Annotated in this window: 16 protein-coding genes; 9 read left to right on the top strand and 7 right to left on the bottom strand. The window is 43.7% G+C overall.

Going from position 1 to position 19,155, the window contains the following annotated elements; all coding sequences use genetic code 11:
- Positions 1 to 221: 221 nt before the first annotated feature.
- The 5 genes from ASU35_RS04670 to ASU35_RS04650 form a co-directional block, all read right to left on the bottom strand.
- Positions 222 to 1,244, bottom strand: a complete 1,023-nt coding sequence (locus tag ASU35_RS04670; RefSeq protein ID WP_058351896.1) for a siderophore ABC transporter substrate-binding protein — start codon at positions 1,242 to 1,244, stop codon at positions 222 to 224.
- Between the two features lie 15 nt (positions 1,245 to 1,259).
- The gene (locus ASU35_RS04665) at positions 1,260 to 2,012 is read right to left on the bottom strand and encodes an iron ABC transporter ATP-binding protein (RefSeq protein ID WP_058351895.1); all 753 of its coding nucleotides are present in this window, start codon (positions 2,010 to 2,012) and stop codon (positions 1,260 to 1,262) included.
- A 1-nt stretch (position 2,013) separates the two neighbouring features.
- Positions 2,014 to 2,982, bottom strand: a complete 969-nt coding sequence (locus ASU35_RS04660; RefSeq protein ID WP_058351894.1) for an iron chelate uptake ABC transporter family permease subunit — start codon at positions 2,980 to 2,982, stop codon at positions 2,014 to 2,016.
- A gap of 1 nt (position 2,983) precedes the next feature.
- Positions 2,984 to 3,997 (bottom strand): ABC transporter permease, encoded by a 1,014-nt coding sequence (locus ASU35_RS04655; RefSeq protein WP_058351893.1) that lies wholly within the window; start codon positions 3,995 to 3,997, stop codon positions 2,984 to 2,986.
- Positions 3,998 to 4,191: 194 nt separating this feature from the next.
- Entirely contained in the window at positions 4,192 to 5,052 is an 861-nt protein-coding gene (locus ASU35_RS04650; protein ID WP_058351892.1) for a sensor domain-containing diguanylate cyclase, read from the bottom strand.
- 538 nt (positions 5,053 to 5,590) lie between these two features.
- On the opposite strand from ASU35_RS04650, the gene ASU35_RS04640 reads away from it, so the two are divergent.
- The 4 genes from ASU35_RS04640 to ASU35_RS04625 all read left to right on the top strand — a co-directional run bounded on the left by ASU35_RS04640 (position 5,591) and on the right by ASU35_RS04625 (position 12,231).
- Complete coding sequence (locus ASU35_RS04640; protein WP_058351890.1) at positions 5,591 to 9,217, top strand: S-layer homology domain-containing protein; 3,627 nt, start codon at positions 5,591 to 5,593, stop codon at positions 9,215 to 9,217.
- A 146-nt stretch (positions 9,218 to 9,363) separates the two neighbouring features.
- On the top strand, positions 9,364 to 9,771 hold the full coding sequence (locus ASU35_RS04635; protein ID WP_058351889.1) for a YbaN family protein: 408 nt from the start codon (positions 9,364 to 9,366) through the stop codon (positions 9,769 to 9,771).
- A 1-nt stretch (position 9,772) separates the two neighbouring features.
- Positions 9,773 to 11,515, top strand: coding sequence for an ABC transporter ATP-binding protein/permease (locus tag ASU35_RS04630; RefSeq protein ID WP_147525370.1), 1,743 nt, complete (start codon positions 9,773 to 9,775; stop codon positions 11,513 to 11,515).
- Positions 11,512 to 12,231, top strand: a complete 720-nt coding sequence (locus ASU35_RS04625; protein ID WP_083504140.1) for an ABC transporter transmembrane domain-containing protein — start codon at positions 11,512 to 11,514, stop codon at positions 12,229 to 12,231. The genes ASU35_RS04630 and ASU35_RS04625 overlap by 4 nt, the downstream gene beginning before the upstream one ends.
- Positions 12,232 to 12,514: 283 nt before the next feature.
- On the opposite strand, the gene ASU35_RS04620 is transcribed toward ASU35_RS04625, so the two are convergent.
- Positions 12,515 to 14,005 (bottom strand): ParB/RepB/Spo0J family partition protein, encoded by a 1,491-nt coding sequence (locus tag ASU35_RS04620; RefSeq protein WP_479714982.1) that lies wholly within the window; start codon positions 14,003 to 14,005, stop codon positions 12,515 to 12,517.
- Positions 14,006 to 14,262: 257 nt separating this feature from the next.
- On the opposite strand from ASU35_RS04620, the gene ASU35_RS04615 reads away from it, so the two are divergent.
- Positions 14,263 to 15,564: an MATE family efflux transporter gene (locus ASU35_RS04615; protein WP_341416087.1), complete on the top strand. Its 1,302-nt coding sequence runs from the start codon at positions 14,263 to 14,265 to the stop codon at positions 15,562 to 15,564.
- A gap of 52 nt (positions 15,565 to 15,616) precedes the next feature.
- On the opposite strand, the gene ASU35_RS18525 is transcribed toward ASU35_RS04615, so the two are convergent.
- Positions 15,617 to 15,727 (bottom strand): helix-turn-helix transcriptional regulator, encoded by a 111-nt coding sequence (locus tag ASU35_RS18525; RefSeq protein ID WP_278278056.1) that lies wholly within the window; start codon positions 15,725 to 15,727, stop codon positions 15,617 to 15,619.
- 204 nt (positions 15,728 to 15,931) lie between these two features.
- Between ASU35_RS18525 and ASU35_RS19850 the strand changes: the two genes are divergently transcribed.
- From ASU35_RS19850 to ASU35_RS04595, 4 genes are all read left to right on the top strand, one after another.
- Positions 15,932 to 16,435: a DUF6431 domain-containing protein gene (locus tag ASU35_RS19850; protein WP_187142657.1), complete on the top strand. Its 504-nt coding sequence runs from the start codon at positions 15,932 to 15,934 to the stop codon at positions 16,433 to 16,435.
- A 79-nt stretch (positions 16,436 to 16,514) separates the two neighbouring features.
- Positions 16,515 to 17,924 (top strand): Mu transposase C-terminal domain-containing protein, encoded by a 1,410-nt coding sequence (locus tag ASU35_RS04605; RefSeq protein ID WP_058351885.1) that lies wholly within the window; start codon positions 16,515 to 16,517, stop codon positions 17,922 to 17,924.
- Positions 17,917 to 18,735: an ExeA family protein gene (locus tag ASU35_RS04600; protein ID WP_058351884.1), complete on the top strand. Its 819-nt coding sequence runs from the start codon at positions 17,917 to 17,919 to the stop codon at positions 18,733 to 18,735. Before ASU35_RS04605 ends, ASU35_RS04600 begins: the two co-directional genes overlap by 8 nt.
- A complete protein-coding gene (locus ASU35_RS04595; RefSeq protein WP_058351883.1) occupies positions 18,732 to 19,049 on the top strand; it encodes a DUF6618 family protein in 318 nt (105 codons plus the stop codon). Before ASU35_RS04600 ends, ASU35_RS04595 begins: the two co-directional genes overlap by 4 nt.
- Positions 19,050 to 19,155: the final 106 nt, after the last annotated feature.

Raw genomic sequence — 19,155 nt, 5'->3', positions numbered from 1 at the left:
TATTATAAGAAGAAAGCAGAGGAATAGCAAGAGAAAACTGGAGCTCGTGTGCTTTCAAAATGTAAGACCAAGGGATTTTTGTGCTCTAAAATACTTTGTATAAAAAGAAATAGGAATCTCCCATAGAAAAACAGATGTTGAAAAACACGGAAGCCTATAGGAGATTCCTATTTTGCAAGGAAAGGGACTAAAAATCGCTATTTACCAACAGCCCCTCATTTTTATTTCAGTAATGTATTTTCTAAATCAGAAAGCATAATATCAAGAGCCTTAATGCCGCCTTCTGCGGTATACCAGATATTAGAATGCTCAAGAACGATAACATTACCGTTTTTAGCAGCACTGGTCATGTTAATGAGTTCGTTATCTAACACCTCAGCAGCCAGCTTTGCACCCTCTGTTCCAATGGCAGCATCTCTGTCCATTGCGAAAATATAATCAGGATTTTTATCTACAACAAACTCAAAGGAAGCCTCGTTACCATGGGCAGAGGTATCAATGCTGGCATCTATCCCGATATTTTCAAATCCAATTTCATTACCGATGATGGAGCAGCGGCCATCATTACCAAGCAGCCCAAAGCCTCCGGCATTGACCATTCCAACAATAGAAGTTTTTCCTTTGGCAAAGGCTTTCAGAGCTTCTATACGGGAAGTATAGTTGCTCATAAGATTAGCCACACTATCCTGGAGGCCAAACAAAGAAGCAATGTTTTGAGCATTTCTTAAGGTGCTTTCGATAACTCCTGTTTCAATATCAGTTTTCACCATATATACAGGTGCGATTTTTGATAACTCATCATACATATGGGAAAGACGTCCGCCAATAAAAATGACATCTGGCTCGCATTCCATAAGAGCTTCCATGTTGACTTCTTTGATTGTACCCAGATTGAAAAGCTCGTCATTGGTTACATATTTTTGCAGATAATCGATGGAGGTGCTCTTGGAAACACCTATGACTTTATCGCCGCAGCCAATAGTATCAAGAATATCTAAGGCAGCCAGATCCATAACAGCCAGACGTTCTGGATGAAAAGGAAAGGTAATTGCTGCTTTTTCACCGGCACCATTATAGGTGTCAAGAGTAACTGTGTCTGGTACTTCCTGGGCTTCTGAAGTCACCTGTGTTGCTTCAGAGGAACTGGTTGGAGATACGGTAGTATCTGTGTCAGTTTTGCTGCCGCATGCACTTAAGGATAAAGCCAGAGCTCCAGTTAATAGAATTGTTAAAAATTTCTTCATGGTATTGTCTCCTTTTTAGTAATAAATAGAAAGAGGTTTTCCCTCAATTTTCATGATTTCAAATTCTACATGGTAAATTTGGGCCAGATTTTCCTTTGTCATCACCTCCTGCACTGTACCAAATTTTTTTATCTTTCCATCTACAAAGGCACAGATGTAATCAGAATAAAAGGCCGCATAATTAATTTCATGAAGCACCAAAATTACGGTCTTTCCAAGCTCGTCACAGAGCCTGCGTACGATTTTCATCATATTTGTAGAATGATAGATATCAAGGTTATTTGTTGGTTCGTCAAGAAGCACATAGTCTGTGTCCTGAGCAATAACCATAGCGATGTATGCCCTTTGCCGCTGACCTCCGGAAAGCTCATCAATAAACGTATCCTGCATACCGGTTAGCTCCATATAGGCAATAGAGCGATCAATAATTTCATTGTCTTCAGCAGTCAAACGGTTTCCAGAGTAAGGGAAACGTCCAAAATTGACAAGCTCACGGACGGTAAGCTTCATTTGTATATTGTTCGTCTGCGTCAAAATAGCAAGACGTTTGGAAAGCTCTCGGCTTTTCCACGCCTGTATGGATTTCCCATCAAAATCCACCAGACCAGCATCACTTGCAATCAGGCGGGAAATCATCCCCATAACAGTTGATTTCCCAGCTCCGTTTGGACCAATCATAGAAAGTACCTTTCCTCTGGGAATTTCAAAATTGACGCTATCAACTACAATTTTTCCGTCATAGGACTTGGATAAATCCTGAATACGCATATTATTTTGTCCTCCTTCTTTGTGCAAATAAAAGATATAAGAAATACAAGCCACCGCCGGTGCTGATAAAAACACTGATAGGAATGGCATAGGCATAAAACTGTTCTACAATCAGCTGTCCGGCAATCAGTAAAAGCATACCGATCAAGGAAGCAGCCAAAATCAGCTGGCTATGTCTGTAGGTTTTAAAAATCTGACGGGCCAGGTTGGCGATAATCAGACCCAGAAAGGAAACAGGACCTACTAAAGCAGTAGCAATGGAGATAAACAAAACAACACCTAAAAGCAGATGCCGGATGACTTTATCGTAATCAATACCGAGATTGATGGCTTGATCCTTTCCCAATGTAATGACATCTAAAACAGCCAGATCCTTTCTTAGAGCAAAGACAACGGCAGCCATCAGGAGGGCTGAAAAAAGTAGGATTTCCTCATTTATGTTGTTAAAGCTCGCCACCAAAGCAGTCAACAGGGTTTCGTATTCATTTGGATCCATGGCTCTGACCAGAGAGCTTTGGATACTAGAAAAGAAGGAAGTCAATACAGTACCAATCAGCAGGACATAAAGAACATTGTATTTCGTTTTTTTAAACATGTAGCTGTAAATAAAGGTGGCAGCACTTCCCATAATACCTAAATCCACTGCAAAGGCAAGTTTTTCATTTTGAACAAGAATACTTCCGGTACCTAGAAAAAAAGCTACGGCAGTATGTATCAGGCTGTACAGAGAATTCATACCAAGCAGGCAGGGGGTTACAATGGTGTTGTTTATTATAGACTGAAACACTAAAGAAGCAGCACCGATTGCAAAGGCTACAAGAAGCATAACAGTTATCTTTACTGAGCGAAGCTCCATAGCATAAGCAAAAAGCTTTGGCTTGTCAAAACGGACATTGACGGTCATGTAGAGAATGACAGCAAGCAAAGTCAGTACAAACAAAAGGATAAATTTTTTTGAAGTCCTGCTCACACTACCTTCCTCCCTTCTGTGCTCTGAAAAAAGAAAAGCGGTGGATTGCTTTTCGACCATGATTTAACCGGTATATCAGCAGCATAATGAAAATAAGGCTTCCGATAATCCCGATAATCAGCTCAATTGGAAGCTCATAGGGTATAATGATGATGCGGCCGGCTATATCGCAGAGCAGTACAAATAAGGCTCCAAACAGAGCGGTATCTATCAGTGCTCCACGAATTTTATCTCCCTTGAATAGGGAAATGAGGTTAGGAACAATCAGACCAATATAAGAGATGCTTCCCACAACAACGACTATGCTAGCAGTAATCATAGCAGCAATCGTCAGACCTAAAAACAGTACCAGATTGTAATTGACCCCTAGATTTTGGGAGAAGTCCCTTCCCATACCAACAATATTAAAGTGATTGGCAAAAAGGAATGCAAGAATAACCAGGGGAACTGTCAGCCATACAATTTCATATCTTCCACGCAGTATGGTGGAAAAGCTGCCTGTCAGCCAGCTGGAGAGTGCCTGTGTCATCTCGTGCTTATATGCAATATAGCTGGTAATTCCTCCTATTACGTTACCGAACATGATTCCTACCAGAGGAACCATAACGGGGTCTTTAAAATGAATCTGCTGGATAAACCATATAAAGATCCAGGTTCCAATTACAGCACAGACAGCAGAAAAAACTGCCCGGCTTACAAGCGTGGAGGATGGCATAAATACCAATGCCAAAAGGATGCCAAGCTGTGCAGATGAGATAGTTGCACCAGTGGTAGGTGATACGAATTTATTCATACACAGCTGTTGCATAATAAGACCGGCCACGCTCATTCCGATTCCCGTACAAAGAATAGCAAGAAGACGTGGCAGTCTGGAAATCAGAAGCAGCTCCAGCTGTCTGGCACTACCAGATACAAGGTCGGGAATACTGACATCTATCACACCAATAAACAAAGAAAAGACGGATGTCAGGAGTAGTGCCAGGGTTAGGAATATAGTCGATAAGTATTTTCTCATAAGAACCTCCATATAATTAAGTTAGCTATAGCTAACTTAATGAAATAAAAAAGGCATTGCTAAGTAATAATGGTCGAACTGGCCTTATATGCTATCGCAATGCACATTCGTATTTAATTGATTAGCAACAACTAACTTTTGATAGGATAACATAAATCCTTTGGGTTGTCAACAAGAAATTATTCATTTATTGACTAAGTATGCCTGCGTGACTTTTCCTGGTACATAGCCTGGTCTGCTTTATGATAGATGTCCTCGAAATTCTCAGAGCAGTGGGCAAAAACATATCCAATGCTTCCGGAAAGCGGGGGTGTTTGAGGTATATCAGGTAGTAATATTTTGAAATCCTGATATACGCTATTTTGCAGCTCATGAAGCTCTTCCTTAGAGATGACATCTTTCACAAGAATCATGAATTCGTCACCTCCGACACGTCCAATCAGGCAGTCCTTTTCGGAGAATGCAAAACGCAGGAATTCTGCTGTTTTGATAAGTGCAGTATCACCTATAGGATGTCCCAGAGTATCATTTACAGTTTTAAAATTATCAAGATCAATCATAAACAAACCTATAGTTTCATCAGGGTGAGAGGATAAATAGTCCTTTACTGCGGTACAAAAGGTTCTTTTATTTAGCAGTCCGGTAAGCCCGTCAATATCAGCCTGGTTCTTTTCCAAAGTAATATCAGTCAACACAGCAAATATATGTGTCGCTCCCAGGGAATCCTTAACAGCTTTCATGGTTTCAGATACCCATATGGAATGCCCATCCTTATGCCGTATTTTATAGACAATGGTTGTGGATGAAATATTTGCTAAAATATGGTTAATTGCAGAATTAAGTATATTTCGGTCATCAGCATCATAGCAGATTTCTATGTATTTTCCATGAAACAGGGAATTTATATCATCAATACTATAACCAGTAATATTTGTAAATCCATCGCTTACATAGGCAACGGAGAATTCCGGCTCCATTACGCAATGATGTACACCTCCAGGAATACTGTTAATGTATCCCTCCAGAGACATTGTCAGATTAGAAATCTGGTACATTTTATCATGCTCAAAGGATTGAAAAAAAGAAACAGATTGTTATTGCTTATTTTGACGAAGACAGCTCCCCAAAATAAAATCTGTGCAATAATACTTGTTTCACTTACCTGGTGGGAGTCTTTTATAGTCCATAAAACCGTTATCGCTGTATATCCTGCAAAAAAGCTTATCAAAAGAAAGACATACAAAAATCCCATTTTCCTTAGTCGTGGGTATTTTGTGCAAAGTTCCTCTAAAGCAGGCCATTTGTAAAATTTGTAAATCACATACAGCAGATTATAAAGCATTAATATGCTGGCAGATATTAAAAATAGAACGTTAATCATATCTTTACTCCATAAAACATAAAACAGTCAAATAGCTTCCATTATCTTCAGTATCATTATAGTTCACTGCTTCAGATTATTCAAGAAGAAAAGATTCTGGGAAAATTTTCTTAAATCCCTTGTTGCAGTGAGAAATATATGTTATTATTTTTAAAGAAAATATTTTTCAGGAGAAGCACAGGGAAGTATTACATTAATAAGGAGGAAATTTTATGAAAAATGCATGGAGATGGAGGCTTTTGTCGCTGCTCTTAGTTGTTGCTATGATAGCTCAAAGCGGTACGGCTTTTGCCAATAGTACGGAAAGTGGTGGGTCGAATACATATTATGTATTTAGAGATGCAACAAATAAAGGGATGCAAGCGACAGGAGAATATAATGATCCCTTTGAGGATATAGCATATGCCCTTGCGAAGGCAAAGGATGGCGATGAAATTGTTTTTAAGTATGTCCATAATAGCGCAACGGATGTAGTTATTGGAGGCTATGCCAATGATGGAAGCACCTTGCCAGAGGACGAACAGGGAGTTCCTTTGCTCATTGATAAAAAGGTTACAATACGAGGAGAAATCGGGGAAAAAGGAAAGGTTCCTTTTACTGTGCGTAGAGCCGATATTATTCTCGGCGCCGATGTAATCTTAAAGGATTTTGACTTTAACTATACAAATCCCTCTAGTCGGATTTTTGTAAATGGGCACAAGCTGGAGCTAAACAATATTGGTTATAGAAGTGGGACAAAGCTTGTAGATATTTACGGTGGTGCGAAAGGTGGAACGAGTGTACAGCAGGGTGATAAAAGTGAAATCATTGTAACGGGGGCGGATACATATATAGGAAATATTTATGCTGGCTGTGATAATTTTAACACTGAATGGAATAAATCTACTGAAATCACAATAGAGGGAAAAGTTAAAAATATTGGTGAAATATTCGCATCTGGAGTAGCAACTGATGATGGAATCTCCGATGTAACAGAAAAAGTTACCATTAATCTTGTCAATACAAACGTGAAACGGATAAATGGAAAGCAAAATTCTGATGGAGATATGGCTACAGTAGCTATCTCTTTCAACGGAAGTAATGATACCATGGAATTGGGCAATATCGGTAAGCTGATTCTGAAAGAAGGAAAACTGATTCCTAAGGCTTTATCCTCCAGAACAGCAGGCTTAGAAATAGAAATTGGATCTAACGGTGCATTGGACTTGAGTTCATTTACGAAGGAAGAGAAGGTGTTTGATGTTTCTTCCTTAAAAGGAGAAAAGGGTAGCCAATTATATGTTGATAAAACCGGTCAATTGAGTATTGGAGGGCTTTTTACAGGAGAGATTGAGCTGAGAACTCCGGATACTACAACGTTGAATCAGCAGACATCCGGTCCGGTAGAACCGGATCACACCTATGTCAATGTACTTAAGAATGTGGAGAGTACGGGACAAGTCATGTTTAAGCCTTATAGGACACAGCAAAGGATAGGAATGAGCTTTGAGAATGGCCGGTGGATTGCAAGAGAAAAACAGGAGTCCAATCCTCCCGAATCAGAGTCCGGTGGTAGCAGTCCGTCATCAAAGAACGGTCCAATGGTAAAAGCAGATACTATCTATGCCAACGGTTTCCCAATTATCATAGAGGGAAAAGAAGGAACAAAAGAGACTAAAATCAAATATTACGATGGGCAAAAGTGGAGCTATATGGATTTAGATTCAGACGCAGAGGGAGTACAAGATGCGGCTGATTTAAAGGACTACACCATTTTTGGTGGGGCTGCTATGGACGAAGTAGAGAATACAAATATTACAATGACTGGTGGTCTGGTATCCTCTGTCTATGGTGGTGGCGAGCATGGTGCTGTCAAAGGCAATGCTTCTGTGACCGTGACAGGCGGCGAAGTGGGGAATGTCTATGGCGGAGGATTTGATAAAGCTGTCAAGGGTAATGCTTATATAAATATTGGAGAATTATCAACAGTCTATACTATCTATGGTGGCGGCGAGAATAGCCCAGTTCAAGGTAAGAGATATGGATATTTAGAACAATCAAATAAATTAATAAACGAAAATGCCAAAACCTTTGACAATTTGCTTTGGAAACAAGAGGATGGAAACTGGAACGTCCAGGGAAATCCAGTGCTTCCAAAAAGGCTCACAATGGTGATTTCAGACACGAAAAGGCTTACGATTCCGGCTGGTATTACTCTAACTTGTGAAGGTACTATGGTTAATCGTGGAACTGTAGAAAATAATGGAACCATAAAGAATGATGGTAAAATCCAAAATTTTGGAAAAATCAGTGGCAATGGTGAGATAAAAGGGACACCTGTAGAGGATTCTAACCCTTCCACTTCTGATGAAGGAAACACATCCGGAGGAGACAGTGCATCTGGCGGCGGCAGCACATCCGGAGGAGGAAACCTATCCGGAGGAGGCGGCAACACATCCGGAGGCGGCAACACATCCGGAGGAGGAAACGTATCCGGAGGAGGCGGCAACACGTCAGGAGGAGGAAACGTATCCGGAGGAGGCGGCAACACGTCCGGAGGAGGTGGAAACACATCCGGCGGCAGTACCTCCAAGGATGATACTTCTGGTACGACTCCGCCTGTAGCGACAGAAAAACCAGAATCTGTGACAAAGCCTGCTGCCACCACAGTGAAGGCTACCTATCAGGGAAGCAAGGCTACTGCAACATTGAGCAAATCTACGGTAAATAAGGCTATCAAAGAGGCGAAGGCAGAAGCAGAAAAGAGTGGGAAAGAAGCAGATGAAATCGCGGTAACGATACAGGCAGATACGGATAAGGCAAAGAACTTTGCTTTCAATCTGCCAAAAGCTACAGTTTCAGAGCTAGTGGAAAACGAGGTCAAGGAAATAAGCATCCGCAATGATGTTTCCACTATTACGCTGGATAGGGATACTTTGAAGGAAATCCAAAAACAGGTAAATAAGGATGTAACTGCAACAATAAACAAGGTAGATAACAGTACATTATCTGCAAGTGCAAAGAAAAAGGTAGGCAAGAGGCCTGTTTATGATTTCAGCATTACAGCTAAAAATGGAAAAAAGGTCACCGATTTTGGAAATGGAAAAGTCAAGATTTCTATTCCTTACAAATTAGGTGTAAATGAAAAGGCAAGTAATCTGGTTGTCTACTACATCAATGACAAGGGAAAAACACAGGAGATGCCAAATTCTGTTTACAACGAAGAAGCAAAGGCCATTAGCTTTGTGACAGATCATTTCTCAAAATTTGCCGTTGGATATAAGACGGGCACAACAACCTTTAAGGATATTACGACGCATTGGGCGAAAGAAAGCATTGAGTTTGTAACGGCTCGCGGTATCCTTGAAGGCACAGGAAAGACGGAATTTTCTCCGGATAAGGCAGTGACAAAAGAGCTGATGGCGGCAACTCTTGGCCGGATAGCCAACGCAGATGTTAGCAAATATAAAAAGAGTAGCTTTAGCGATGTCAAGACGAAATCCAGTTATTTTGGGTATATTGTATGGGCAGATAAAAAGGGGATTATTAAGGGAGATACTAAAACCACCTTTGCGCCGAACAAGACTATTACCCATGAGCAAATGGCGGTAATTATGGTAAATTATGCAAAAGCCATGGGATTTGATTTGCCAAAGCTTCGCGAAGAAAAGGCCTTTGCTGACCAGGATAAAATCAGCAATTCTGCAAAATCAGCAGTAAAGAAGCTGCAGATGGCAGGTATTCTGAACGAAAGAGAAGGAAGCAGCTTCGAGCCACAAGGAATACTTACCCGTGCTGAGCTTTCAACTGTTCTGAAGCATTTTGTAGAGGCTATTTCAGGTACCGGCACTGGACAGTAAATGATAGCAGCAAATAGATGAAAAACAGTCATGATAATTTTCATGGCTGTTTTTTTGTGGATAAATTTACCCATTGACAACAAATATTTGTTAGCTTATACTAACTTATATTAATATTAACAAATTTAATTGAAGCAGGTGAGAATATGATAAATGTAATTTTTATTGGACTCGGTTTTTTGTTTGCAGGACTTGGAGTGCTGGGAGTTATGCTTCCTGTATTACCGACAACGCCTTTTTTGATTTTGGCAGCGGCCTGCTTTGCAAAGGGGTCTGAAAGGTTCCATAGGTGGTTTCTGGGAACAAAGCTGTACAGAGAATACATAGAAGATACGGTAAGGAAAAAAGAAATGACAGCGAAGAAAAAGCGAAAAGTGCTGCTCATGATTACGGTACTGCTTTCCATTAGCTTTTTTCTATGCTCAATCTGGCATGCAAAGGCTTTACTTGTGGCAGTGCTGGCTTTTCACTACTATTATTTTCTGTTCCGGCTTAAAACCGTTCCAGAGAAGTCTGTGGACAAGCAGAACGGACAGGTGCAAGAGGAGGTATAGCGTGTTTCATAAACGATTATTAAAGGAATTTAAAGAAAATCAGAAGCTGGTGGTCGGGATGGTTCTTTGCCAGTGGTTTATTCTGCTAGCGAATGTGCTGGTGGTGTACCGGCTGTCCTGCTTTGTAGGAGTGCTGTATCGGCAGGAGGGACAGACTGCTATAAAGCATTCAGGTGTGGAGCTTATCCTGGCAGTATTTGCAGCCTTTTGGATACGGGCATTAATGAATGAGATAAATGAAAGACTATCGTTTTCAGCTTCTCAAAGGATAAAGCTTACACTGCGGCAGATGATTTACGAAAAGCTTCTGCGACTGGGAGGCAGATACCGGGAGTATATTGCAACCTCTGAGGCTGTACAGATTGGTACAGAGGGTGTGGAGCAGCTGGAAATCTATTTTGGAAGGTATGTACCGCAGTTCTTTTACAGTCTCCTGGCACCTATGACTCTGTTCCTTATTACCGGAGTCATGAGTCTTAAGGTGGCAGTGGTTCTACTGCTTTGCGTGCCTCTGATTCCCGTATCAATTGTTGCAGTACAGAAATTTGCTAAAAGGATGCTTAATAAATATTGGAATACCTACACAGAACTGGGAGATTCCTTTTTAGAATGTCTTCAGGGCTTGACTACCCTGAAAATTTATCAGGCGGATGAACGATATGCTGAAAAAATGGATGAAGAGGCAGAGCGTTTCCGTAAGGTAACGATGCGGGTGCTGATTATGCAGCTAAATTCCATCAGTATCATGGATTTGGCAGCATATGGTGGTGCGGCATTGGGGATTGGTCTGGCTGTTTCTGAGCTTTTACAGGGAAGACTTATGCTGGAGCAGGCCTTTTTCATTATTATGATTTCAGCAGAATTTTTCCTCCCTCTGCGGCTGTTGGGCTCCTTTTTTCATATTGCTATGAATGGAAATGCTGCGGCAAATAAGATTTTCCAGCTATTGGATGCAGTAGAGAAGTCATTGGGAGAAAAGGAAGTCCCGGTTGGAAATAAAATAGAGCTTAAGGACGTAGTCTTTGGCTATACGGAGGAAACAAGGGTGCTGCATGGAGTAAGCCTTACTGTGGCTTCCCAGGGCATGACAGCATTAGCAGGAGTTTCCGGCTGTGGGAAAAGTACGATTTCTGCTCTTTTGATGGGAGAATTTGAGCCAGAGCAGGGAAGCGTCTGTCTGGAGGGCGTAAAGATAAGTGAAATGAGTAAAGAAGCATTGCGGCGGAAAATAACAAAGGTCTCTCATGACAGCTATCTCTTTGAGGGAACCGTAAGGGAAAATTTAAGTATGGGTAATCCCAAAGCCGGTGAAAAGGAAATGACAGAGGCTTTGGAGCGGGTAGGGCTGCTGGAGCTGCTTTCCCGGAACGGTGGCCTGGATATGGAGCTTACGGAAGCTGCGGCAAATTTGTCCGGTGGACAGAAGCAACGGCTGTGTCTTGCGAGGGCGCTGCTTCATGACAGCGATATTTATATTTTTGATGAAGCTACCTCAAATGTAGATAGTGAAAGTGAAGACCGGATTATGGAGGTCGTACGGGAGCTTGCAAAGACCAAGGCGGTAGTGGTGATTTCCCACCGGCTGGCCAATATTACCAGTGCAGAAATGATTTATGTTCTGGAGGGGGGACGGATAAAGGAGGCAGGAACACACACAGAGCTTTGTGAGAAGCAGGGGGGATATTTTAAGATGTATGCGGAGCAGAAAAAGCTGGAGGATTATGGAAGGGAGGCGATTGCATGAAAAAGGACAGTGGCTTTAAGATAATGCTGGGGCTTTTTGGTATGGTAAAGCCTCTTTTGGGAATTATGTGTCTGGCGATACTGGCAGGCTGTATTGGAAATTTAATGGCTACCTTTATTACTGTGCTTGGAGGCTATGGTGTTTTGGTGGCTTTAGGAAGACCGGTTGCTGCTTCGCTTTCTGTGGTCTTTCTGCTTCTTTTCTTGTTTGCTGTATTCCGGGGTGTACTTAGGTATGCAGAACAATCGGCCAATCACTATATTGCTTTTAAGCTTTTAGCTAACATCCGCCACCAGGTATTTGCGGCATTGCGGCAGCTGGCACCGGCGAAGCTGGAGGGCCGGGACAAGGGTAATCTGATTTCTATTATTACCAGTGATATTGAGCTTTTGGAGGTGTTTTACGCACATACGATTTCTCCGATTGCAATTGCGGTTATAACCTCCCTTTTTATGTGTATTTTTCTGGGAAGTCTGCATCCGGTTTTTGCAGGCATTGCGGCTTTCTTTTACCTGCTGGTTGGGGCGGTGATTCCGATAGCAAACAGCCGGCGTGGACAGGATATAGGACAGGAGTACCGGAAGAAGTATGGAAGACTCAATGGAGTTGTGCTTGATAATCTCTATATCCGTGTCGGGGTCGCCGCACCATGCGGCGGTAATGTATGCCAAAGGTCGTTTCAAGGTTTTGTTCCTCCGTTTCTACATATTTTTTAATGAGGCTGCGCCGGATAAGCCCAACCCCTCCGCCCCTTCCCGTGGGAAGGGGGACGGCTCAAAGGAATATATATCCCCGTCGCTTGCCGCCTGAAAGCATATCCGGGAGAAATCCGTCAAGGGTGCCTTTGGCACCGCCTGCGGCGGCTGTGGCCCTTGACTGATTTTCCCGGATATGCTACCTGAAAACCCGGCGACGGGGAATATTAAATATCCTTTGAGCTTCGGGGTGCGGGGCAGAGCCCCGCATACATCCTCGGGCCAACTTGTCCCGAAGTGGGCTTTACTTCTCCGCCTCGGGAGACTTCTTTTCCGGCTTGGCAACTTCCTTCTGCTGGCCCTTCCAGTCATCCAGAAGTTTGATGATCTGGTCTTTCATTTCCCTCGGGGTGGTTTCCTTCCCGAAGTATTTGCTCAGTTCCGCACCTGTCAAAATCACTTTGTCTACCTCCTTCTTATCCTCCATCATAATGCCGTCAATCACATCCCCGTTCAGAACGCCCTTCTGGTCAAGCTCCCTCATGCGCTGGGCCTGCGAGAGAGATGGGGCCGACTGCTGGCTTTCGATGGCAACGGCAATATACCGCTGGTTTTTGGGTTTGATGTAGGCCAGCTCCACCGCCGGGGTGAATTTGATCTGACCGGCATCCATCATTTTCTGCAAATCCGGCACAAGGTCATTGAGCTTGATATACCGCTGTACCTGCTTGACGGTCATCTTGTTTCGCTCGGCCACGATCTCATTGGAGCGCCGCCCGGCGTCCTTCGGGTCAAGTTGGCCCGAAGTGGCCTCCTTGGCTCCTTGATGCTTGATGGCCTCCAACTGCATTTTCAGAGCCTTGGCCCGCTCACTCGGCAGGATATTTTCACGCTGGTTTGTGTTGTCCTCCACCATCTGCGTGATGGCCTGCTCGTCCGTCAGGTTGCGGATGATACAGGGCATATCTGTAAAGCCCGCAAGCTCGCTGGCCTTCTGGCGGCGGTGGCCTGACACAATTTCATAGCCGCCGTCCTCACGAGGCCGGACAATAGCGGGCTGGGTCACGCCCTTGTCCCGGACGCTGGACACCATAGCCTTCATTTCCTCGTCGTTGCGGACTTGGAAAGGGTGGTTCTTGAAGGCGTGGAGCTCGGACAGCTTGATATAGACGATCTGCTCGTCCTTGGCCGGACGGGGAGCCTCGGCGGGAGCCGCAGGTGTTTCAGCCTGAACGGGAGCCTTTACCTCCGGCGCACCCTTGGCGGGCTTGGGAGCCTTGGGGGCTTTCTCGGCCTTCTTGGTGGGAGCGGGCTTCTGCGCCGCCTTATCCTTTTTACCGGGAGCCTCCTTTTGTGCGGGAGCGGCAGGCTTGGCCTTGTCCCCCTTGGGAGGGCGGCCCCGGCGCTTCGGGGGTTGTTCCTGCTCCTTGGACTGTTCCCGCTTCTGCCCGGTCTCCTTGGATGGTGAAGGGGGAGCAACCTTATCCGGGGTTTTTGCCTCCTGCTGGGCGGCGGCCTTTTCCGCCGCTTTCTTCTCGGCCATAATTTCAGAGAAGTTAAAGACGGACACGCTGGCGGCTTTCTGTTCCTTGGGAGCGTCAGCGCCTTTCTCCGTCTGGGCGGGTGCCGCCTGCTCGGGAGCCGGGGCCTTATCCGGGGAAACCGCTTCGGGGGCAGGCTGTTCCTGCTTGGGTGCCGGAGCTCCGCCGCCCGCCTCGGGCTGTACCGGGGCCGGGCCAGCGTCCGGCCCGGTTGCGTCGGTCACAACTTTTGTTTTTTCATCGGCCATTCGCATTACCTCCTTCTTATTTGATGGCATGAAAAAAGGGCCTGACCGTTTCCGGTCAAGCCCCACAGATAGGGATACCTCCTTTCCCTGCCCATGAAAAAACCGCCCTGTGTCTCGATAGGGCGGTAAATTCAGTAGGTTGGCAGTCCATTTTTAGTTATTTTTATATGTATCCCTTTGTAAACCGACGCAAAAATCAGTTGATTATAGAATGATATATGAAAGATAATGGAAAATGAAAAGCAGACATTTGCGTTCTTTAAATTAGCCTGCCCGGTTTTTTTCAAGCGATTCTTTCGCTTTGTATTGGTTACGCAGATATGTTGATGGTAAGCCATTTTTCACAAGATGCTATTGGAGCAATTGGAAATGCAAATCAGGTAATAAGCTTCTTTTTGCTCGCATTTATGATTATTTCATCAGCGACTGGAATTGTAGTTGCTCAATATGTTGGAGCAAAACAGACTGAAAGACTAAATAAAGTGTATACATTGTCTATTTGTTTGAATTTATTTTTAGGCATTATGGTAGGCTTAATTTTGTTCTTTTTTTCTAAAGATATTTTGAGAGTGCTCAATGTATCCAGTGAATTGATTGAATTGAGCAGTTCTTATTTAAGAATAGTTGGTTCTATGTTATTTACAATTGCATTGATCAATGTGTTTGACCAAATTGTACGGAGCAATGGCAAGACTTATATTGGATTGATTATTGCTTTAAGTATGAATGGATTAAATATCATTGGAAACTATCTATTCTTATATGGACCACTGAAAATAATGGGATTGGGATTTGTTGGTGTAGCGGTCTCTATAGTTATCAGTGAGGTGATCGCATTAGTCATTTATATTATATTTTTTCAAAAAAGCATAAAGGGGAAAATAAGTATAAAATATTTATTTCCACTGCCAAAAGATGAGTTGAAAAAATTAATTAAAATTGGAGTACCTGCAACAGGAGAAAATATATCTTATGATATTTCACAATTAGTGATAATAGCAATTATCAATCTGATGGGAACAATGTCTCTAAATACAAAGATTTATTGTTCAATTCTTGCCCAGTTTTCATATTCGTTTTCAATGGCAATTGCAGTTGCTATGTCGATTGTAGTCGGGCAATCGGTTGGAGCAGGAAAATTGGACTTTATATATAAACAAGTTAAGAAAGTTCTTACATATGCGATGATTCTTTCTGTATTAGTGGCAACGGTCAATTATCTCCTTTCGCCATATACCCTGTCACTATTTACTAGTGAAAGTGAAGTTTTATATTTGGGTCAAAAGGTAATGCTGGTTGCGATATTTCTGGAAATTGGAAGAACCTGTAACATTGTTATTATCTATAGCTTGAAGGCTGCGGGTGATGTTAAATTTCCTACTTTTTTAGGAATGACGACCCAGTGGTTAATCGCTGTATTATTAACTATTTTGTTTTACAAATATACGAGTTGGGATATTGTTGGGGTATGGATTGCTATGGCACTAGATGAAATAATTCGAGCAGTATTCGTGTATGTTCGATGGAATGGAAGAAAATGGGAAAAGAAAAGAATCGTTGAATAAATATAATTACTTGATTAATCGAAATGCCAGCCTTGCGTAGGCTGGCATTAAATCATTCATCTTCAACTTTAAATAGTTCTTCAACGGATATTCCAAGATAGGCAGAGAGCCTGAGAGCGAGTTCAAGGGAGGCATTTCTTTCGCCTCGTTCAATGCGTCCGATAGTGCGTCCGCAGGAACCGATAGCAACTGTTTATGCTAATCTCATATGACTAAAAATTGATTTACTTGATTGTCTCTGGATAGACCATTATACTGACATCAGTATAAAGAAAGGAATCCCAGAGCACCCTCCTTGCAAGACATGCACTCTGGGACTATGGTTTTACAACCATGATTATTGTATCAGATTACACCGTAACTTACAATGAGGAAGAAAATATTTTTTGTTGAAAGCAGTGTCATATCCTATTGCCCTATTTGTGGTGAACCATTAGCTTACCGTGATTCCTGTCAACGGATTATGCTACTGGAAGGACGGGAACGTCGTATTTATATCATACGTCGGCTCAAATGTCATCAGTGTGGAAGGCTTCATCGGGAGCTCCCGGATTGTCTGGTCCCATTTAAACACTATGCCACGGAAGTTATATCAGGAGTGCTTGATGGGATCGTTACCCCAGAGGATGACGATTCGGCAGATTATCCTTGTGAGGTTACAATGTATAGGTGGCATCACTGGCTGATGGTAAACCATCTAAGGATAGACGGTTATCTGAAATCGTTAGGATATCGTCTGTTGGGATTCGGTGAGGAACTCCTGAGTACCAGCATGTCTCTGCTTGACAAGCTACGCAGTTCCAACGAAGAATGGCTGGAGACCATTCTCCGCTTTATTTATAATTCTGGTGGCTTTCTTGTATCCCTTTAAGTCTGTTGTCCATGCACCGACTTTGTTTTGTTGTCACACATCAAGTATGGTACGCTCCTCCAAAAGGAGGATAAAGATCATGCAGACAACAGAAAACAAACAATGGCAGGATGAGCAGGCCCTTAACCGGTATCAGCTGATCGCTCCCCTGCTGGATGAAACACTGGATAATGCAAAACGCATCCAGATGAGAGAAGACATTGCCGGGAAGAACGGTATATCCCCACGCAGCCTGTACCGCTATGAAGCAGCGTACAGGAACGGCGGTTTCGCTGGATTAAAACCGATGAACCGGGAACAGCGGCGGTCTCAGAAACTGCTTGAGAACTTTGATGAGATTCTTGAGCAGGCGATCCAACTGAAAAAGGAAGTCCCAAAACGTTCCGTGAAGCAGATCATTTACATACTGGAACTGGAAGGATGGGCAGCCCCGGGGATCCTGAAGCGCTCCACCATGGAACGTTATCTTTATAAGGCAGGTTTTGGTGTCCGTCAGATGCAGATGTACAATGACGCAAGGAAGAGTTCTTCCAAACGTTTCTGTAAACCGCACCGGATGATGCTGCTTCAGGGAGATATCAAATACGGCTTAAAACTCCCGATCGGAAAGAACGGTGCAATGGTGCAGACGTACCTGTCATCGGCAATCGATGATCATTCCCGATATGTCCTGCAGTCCAGTTTTTATGATAATCAGGAAGAAGCCATTGTTGAGGATACTTTCCGGAAAGTCATCCTCAAGCACGGGAAATTCGATGCCTGTTACTTTGACCACGGTTCACAGTATGTGGCAAAACAGCTGAAGTTCTCTCTTTCCAGGCTTGGTATCACCATCCGTACAGCGCCTGTCAGGAGCGGGAAGTCTAAAGGTAAGGTGGAGAAATTCCACCAGGTCGTAGATTCGTTCCTCAGGGAAGCAAAAGTACATAAAATCAAAACCCTGGAGGAACTGAACCGTTACTGGGAGATTTACCTGGAGGAATACTATCACAAAACACCGCATGACGGGATCCGGGAGTACTACGAGAGCATGAACAGTCCCATACCGGCGGCAGGCATCACACCATTGCAGGAATGGGGAAGGGATACAAGGCACCTGACATTCCTCGACGCATCGGTTGTCGCCGAAGCATTCCTGCATCACGAGGAACGACTTGTGGACAAAGGTGCCTGCATCAGCTTCCGGGGACACAAATACGAAACAAAACCGTCACTGATCGGGTGCAGGGTGGAGATCTCTTATGATCCCATGGTACCTGAAACGATCACCGTACGGTATCCCGGAATGGAACCTTTTACAGCAGAACCGGTAAAGATCGGCCCGTTCTGCGACAAAGCACCTTCTCTCCCCGTATCTATGCAGGAACAGGAAACCGAATCTTCCAGAATGCTGGCCGCTCTGGAAAAAAAACATGTACAGACCAGACAGCAGAGGGCAGATGCCATCTCCTTTGGGAAATACAGAAAGGATGGTGGTCGCCATGTATGAAACCTTCTACCAGATGACGCATACCCCTTTCGTAAGGGATACACCTGTACAGGAACTTTATGAGTCCCCTGCCATGGCAGACGCCCTTGGCAGGCTTGCCTATGCGGCAGACCGGCAGCTGTTCGCTGTTGTCACTGCAGATGCCGGATGTGGAAAATCCACTCTGATCCGCCGGTTTGTAACAACCCTTTCCCAGGAAGAATACATTTTCCTTTACCTGTCCGATTCAAAGCTTACCCCGCGGTGGTTTTATAAAGGATTACTTGACCAGCTGGGGATCGAGTCAAAGTTCTACCGGGGTGATGCCAAGCGGCAGCTCCAGAAGGAAGTCGAGATCATCCGAGGTGTGCAGAAAAAGAAAGTCGTATGTATTCTGGATGAAGCCCACCTGCTTGAAAAGGAAACCATTGAAGAGTTCCGTTTCCTGCTGAATTATAAATTCGATTCCATGAGCCCGATGGCACTGGTTCTGGTAGGACAGACGGAATTATGGGATAAGCTACGGATGCAGCGTTATGCGGCTGTCCGGCAGCGTATTGATATCAACTGCGTCCTTCCGCACCTGGACAGAGCGGAAACGGAAAGATATATCGTTTCCCATCTGGCTTACGCCGGAGGGAAACAGGAGATATTCACCGATAAAGCCATAGATGATATTTATAAAGAATCCACAGGGATTCCGCGCAGCATCAACCGGATCTGTGAAAAAAGCCTTATGTATGCAAGCCAGCAGAATAAGCGTTTGATCGATGAGCATCTGGTGCATTATATCATCGAGCACGAACTTCTGGGAGGTGACGTACATCAATGATCACTTTTTTATGCAAAGGAAAAGGCTGCTCCCCACATCAGTGGGAAGGTACGCTTGAAATTATAAGAAACGGTAATCCCTGTGAGGCAGAACTTGACGCAAGAGGAAGCCATTTTCACCTGATTGTAGGAAAACATGCCTATGGGAATTATATCTGTATTCCCAACTGGGATATCGGTACGGAACTTGCCGCCCTGTCGGATACCTTTTGGAATGAAGAACGACTTCGAAACTACAGTAAGATGAAAAAAGTGGATGCATGTACAGTTGTAGCTGCATTGAAGATACTTGCGGATAATGGATGCATAGGATGAAATCTTAACAGATGCCAGGGGCGGGATTACCCGCTTCTGGTATCAAACATTTAGGTGACAGAAAGTTGGTCATCCTAATGACAGTGCGTAAGAGCAGTCCTGCGAC

The sequence above is a fragment of the Acetivibrio ethanolgignens genome (assembly GCF_001461035.1).
GTDB classification, from domain to species: domain Bacteria; phylum Bacillota; class Clostridia; order Lachnospirales; family Lachnospiraceae; genus Velocimicrobium; species Velocimicrobium ethanolgignens.
The sequence above is the reverse complement of the archived record's forward strand: the minus strand, read 5'-3'. Positions and strand labels throughout refer to the sequence as shown.

What these genes read in the sequence shown, in the direction of transcription:
- ASU35_RS04605 (WP_058351885.1), top strand. Translation starts at nt 16,515, where the DNA reads ATGCAGACAACAGAAAACAAACAATGGCAGGATGAGCAGGCCCTTAAC.
- ASU35_RS04665 (WP_058351895.1), bottom strand. Translation starts at nt 2,012, where the DNA reads ATGCGTATTCAGGATTTATCCAAGTCCTATGACGGAAAAATTGTAGTT.
- ASU35_RS04670 (WP_058351896.1), bottom strand. Translation starts at nt 1,244, where the DNA reads ATGAAGAAATTTTTAACAATTCTATTAACTGGAGCTCTGGCTTTATCC.
- ASU35_RS04640 (WP_058351890.1), top strand. Translation starts at nt 5,591, where the DNA reads ATGAAAAATGCATGGAGATGGAGGCTTTTGTCGCTGCTCTTAGTTGTT.
- ASU35_RS04600 (WP_058351884.1), top strand. Translation starts at nt 17,917, where the DNA reads ATGTATGAAACCTTCTACCAGATGACGCATACCCCTTTCGTAAGGGAT.
- ASU35_RS04635 (WP_058351889.1), top strand. Translation starts at nt 9,364, where the DNA reads ATGATAAATGTAATTTTTATTGGACTCGGTTTTTTGTTTGCAGGACTT.
- ASU35_RS04620 (WP_479714982.1), bottom strand. Translation starts at nt 14,005, where the DNA reads ATGCGAATGGCCGATGAAAAAACAAAAGTTGTGACCGACGCAACCGGG.
- ASU35_RS04650 (WP_058351892.1), bottom strand. Translation starts at nt 5,052, where the DNA reads ATGTACCAGATTTCTAATCTGACAATGTCTCTGGAGGGATACATTAAC.
- ASU35_RS04595 (WP_058351883.1), top strand. Translation starts at nt 18,732, where the DNA reads ATGATCACTTTTTTATGCAAAGGAAAAGGCTGCTCCCCACATCAGTGG.
- ASU35_RS19850 (WP_187142657.1), top strand. Translation starts at nt 15,932, where the DNA reads ATGAGGAAGAAAATATTTTTTGTTGAAAGCAGTGTCATATCCTATTGC.
- ASU35_RS04625 (WP_083504140.1), top strand. Translation starts at nt 11,512, where the DNA reads ATGAAAAAGGACAGTGGCTTTAAGATAATGCTGGGGCTTTTTGGTATG.
- ASU35_RS04655 (WP_058351893.1), bottom strand. Translation starts at nt 3,997, where the DNA reads ATGAGAAAATACTTATCGACTATATTCCTAACCCTGGCACTACTCCTG.